At 39.6% G+C, this 3250-nt stretch carries 4 protein-coding genes and 1 pseudogene; 4 read left to right on the top strand and 1 reads right to left on the bottom strand.

The annotated features are described in order from the left end of the window. The 3 genes and pseudogenes from H6G92_RS40155 to H6G92_RS38505 form a co-directional block, all read left to right on the top strand. A pseudogene (locus H6G92_RS40155) lies at positions 1-313 on the top strand (hypothetical protein); the annotation flags it as partial. Between the two features lie 565 nt (positions 314-878). Beyond that, a complete protein-coding gene (locus H6G92_RS38510; RefSeq protein WP_190902084.1) occupies positions 879-1376 on the top strand; it encodes a hypothetical protein in 498 nt (165 codons plus the stop codon). A gap of 185 nt (positions 1377-1561) precedes the next feature. Continuing rightward, the gene (locus tag H6G92_RS38505; protein ID WP_190902082.1) at positions 1562-2416 is read left to right on the top strand and encodes a DUF4394 domain-containing protein; all 855 of its coding nucleotides are present in this window, start codon (positions 1562-1564) and stop codon (positions 2414-2416) included. Here H6G92_RS38505 and H6G92_RS40745 read toward each other — a convergent pair. Then, positions 2409-2540, bottom strand: a complete 132-nt coding sequence (locus H6G92_RS40745; RefSeq protein WP_277926959.1) for a hypothetical protein — start codon at positions 2538-2540, stop codon at positions 2409-2411. The genes H6G92_RS38505 and H6G92_RS40745 overlap by 8 nt on opposite strands. Positions 2541-2944: 404 nt before the next feature. Between H6G92_RS40745 and H6G92_RS38500 the strand changes: the two genes are divergently transcribed. Then, positions 2945-3154, top strand: a complete 210-nt coding sequence (locus H6G92_RS38500) for a hypothetical protein (RefSeq protein WP_190902080.1) — start codon at positions 2945-2947, stop codon at positions 3152-3154. Positions 3155-3250: the final 96 nt, after the last annotated feature.

Raw genomic sequence — 3250 nt, 5'->3', positions numbered from 1 at the left:
TGAGTTGATGACTGAAAATTCAGTTTCGGGTATAGAAATCAAAGCAGTTCATGAGGGTGAAAGTTCCGCCGTTTCTGCGCCAAATCCTGAAAAGTGGTCGCATGAGGCGATTGTAGCGAGGTCAAATATGCGACCTGTAAGAAGGGAAAAACTGAATCGAGCGGCGAATTCAGGGGAGAATCCGGGCTTTGAGTACTTGCAGGAGTGTTGGGATGATCCAGCTTTGCAGATTGTGATTAAAAAGGTGCTGGTAAAGTTTCCGCAGTGGGGTATTGCTTGTGTTGATGGGGTGTTGGTTGATTGGGACGAGTAGCGATCACACTTCAACTGTTGGCGTATTCCAGTACTTGTTCCCACTCCAATGCCACGCCGTTTCTACCAATATTTCCTTTCCGTTGGTAATTTGAATGGATTTAGAAGTTACGTATCATACATAGTACTACATGGAATTTGGGTATCTCAGCTATGTTTATTACCCAGGGACAAAACATTCTCTTATCTATTTGTTATTCAAGATCATCGTTTTACAATATTTGAAATTGGGAAAAGTAGGAAAAGTAGGACGTTTTGTACAAACAGTTGACTAGCTTGTTGTTAAGCGGTAAGTTGATGGGTATTGGAGAGTAAATTTACTTAATTTTTTGTCGTGTAAACCTTTTTAGATACTTGCAAAGCTTACCACTAATGGTTCAGATTCAGTAATAATTTTGGATTTGAAAAGATTTAGTTGGCAAATTTCGCTTGGACATCTGAATTTGGTTAATTCACATTAAAGCTCTGAAAACCTTTTAGGGATTAAATTCTCCAAAAGCTATAAAAGAGGAATAAGTAGCAATCAGATTCTTGGTGTATAGATAACCCTGTTTAAAGTATGGACAATGTGGTTAAGTACGAGAGTAATTAAATTTGTCAATGATTACGAATATAGAGAGTATGCAAAGTTCCTGGGCTTACCTGCTCTTTATCAAATTCGGAGTATTGATCCTTGGTGCAATCCACACGTTAATTATTCACGTAACTTCCGTTTAGATTCGCTAGAGGAGGTTTGGAACTTGCTCGATTGGCTACCAAGCCCACTACCAAGCAAGCAATACTATTTATTGTTTGCAGATGCCAGTAAACATAATATTCCAGAAAATCATCCTAGATTAAAGCTACTCGGATATGATTTATTGGATATTGAGAGGAAATCACCTTTGTGGAACCACCGACCTTGGACAAAAGCTTTAAAACCGCTAGCTCAAAAGGTCAATCAGTATGGATTGTTCAAAAGGTCAGATGCTGTAACTGCTCAAGCTATTCTTCCCCAGGCTTGGCATAACCACCCTCGTTCTGTGGTGAAAATTTGCACTTTGTTTGAAGTCTTATCTTTATAACGAAAGATAGTTGCGATCAACTCGAAAGTAGGTTTATTAGGAAAAGTAGGATGTTTTTATCAAACATCAAATTAATTGTTATTTAAGTGTAATCTGTAGTCATCAGTAACTTGAAAGACAATCTTTTTAATAAAGGATAGCTCGTTGCTGAATCAAAACTAGAAAAACTGTTCTTGGAGTTTAGGATGAAAGGTCTGCTCACACGTAAAATAGCCCTTGTAGTTGCTGTAGTCACTGCGAGTCTTGGCTTGAGTGCTAACAAAATTTCAGCTGACGTTGGTCTCACGAAATTAGCTGATATCCTTCAAATTAATGTTAAAGGCAAATGGTCTGCTTTAAGATTTATTGGTATAACCTCAAATAATACTCTTGTAAATATAGATCCGAGTGGATTTGCTAAAGCAGTTCAAGTTAAAGGAATTGACGGCAACTTACAAGGTATCGATTTCCGTCCAGCAAACGGTCTGCTTTACGGTGTCACAGATACTGACAATGTATACACGATTAACTTCATAAGTGGTCAAGCTCAATTTGTGAGCAAACTATCTAGCAGCTTTAATGGAGGTTTTCAATCAGGGTTTGACTTCAATCCCGTACCAGATCGCTTACGCATAGTAGGCAGCAATGACCAAAATTTCCGTACCAATGTAGATACTGGTGCAGTTATTGTTGATAAACCTTTAGCCTATGCTAGTGATGATGTCAACGCCACAGTTGACCCCAACGTTACCGCTGCCGCTTACACAAATTCCGTTGCTGGAGCCACATCAACTCAATTGTTTGGCATTGACTACGATCTTGATGTATTAGTACTGCAAAACCCACCTAATGATGGCACTCTCAGAACAATCGGCAATCTTGGTGTTAATTTTGCGCCGAATAGCGGCTTTGACATCTTTACAGATGCACAAGGTAAAAATACTGCCTATGCACTGTCTGGTTCAGTTCTTTACAGTATTGATCTATCTACTGGCGTTGCGACTGAAATCGCCGATGTCCCTAAAGGTACATTCATTGGTTTAGCCGTTACATCTAAGTAGCTATCCAGAATGACACTAAGATATCGGCAAATCCAATATTCATAAGGCTTTTGGGTGTGGGGTGTAGGGTGTAGTGGCGTTTGCGCCAGCGTTGCGTAGCAAAGAAGTTAATTAATGTTCGCACTTGTTTTTAATTTTCTTGATTTTTTCCCTACACCCTACCCCCTACCACCTACCACCTACACCCTACCCTGACGCTTGTTTCACGTTTTCTTAGTGACATTCGTAGCTATCCCCAAGCCCGACTTGAGTTATTGGTGGAAAAGCTCAAACGCATCTGCTCTGCACTTGATGGTTAAAATATTAATCGAAAGCGGAGCAAGCGTTTGATAAACTCTCGCTAACTGAAGCCGAACACATTACAAACTCTGACACGCAAAACGAAAATTTGCATTGCCTGTAATATTATGTCCGGTTTTAACTTTTGAGATAAATACATTTGTGTCAGGTGAAACTGCTAATATACTCGTTGTAGTTTGCATTTACGAGTGAAAACGTAAAAACACTCATTCTTGGGTGATTGTTCTTTTGCGACTAAATAGAGCAATTACCTACTTTTTATGTTTTAAAAGTGATGAGATGAGGGGGCTAGCACTGCAATCGCTAAAGCACCGTGACAAATATAATTGTAATAATCAATCCCTGTGGTTAGGGATTGATTATAGCGATCGCTCATACGGAACTGCGATCGCTTCTCTACTGGATAGCTGGTTGACTGACAAAACTCAAGTAGAATAGCAATATGACTTGACCCGAAACTCTCTTTCGTACTGCCTTTGAGCCTGTTTTTTAGAAGCAATAGCAGGTTCTGGATCAGGAGTACCAAAAAGCTGC

The sequence above is a fragment of the Nostoc foliaceum FACHB-393 genome, from assembly GCF_014698505.1.
Taxonomy (GTDB): Bacteria; Cyanobacteriota; Cyanobacteriia; order Cyanobacteriales; family Nostocaceae; genus Nostoc; species Nostoc foliaceum_A.
The sequence above is the reverse complement of the archived record's forward strand: the minus strand, read 5'-3'. Positions and strand labels throughout refer to the sequence as shown.

Bases quoted from the DNA above. Each gene is read 5' to 3' on its own strand.
- H6G92_RS38510 (WP_190902084.1), top strand. From the start codon at position 879: ATGTGGTTAAGTACGAGAGTAATTAAATTTGTCAATGATTACGAATAT.
- H6G92_RS38505 (WP_190902082.1), top strand. From the start codon at position 1,562: ATGAAAGGTCTGCTCACACGTAAAATAGCCCTTGTAGTTGCTGTAGTC.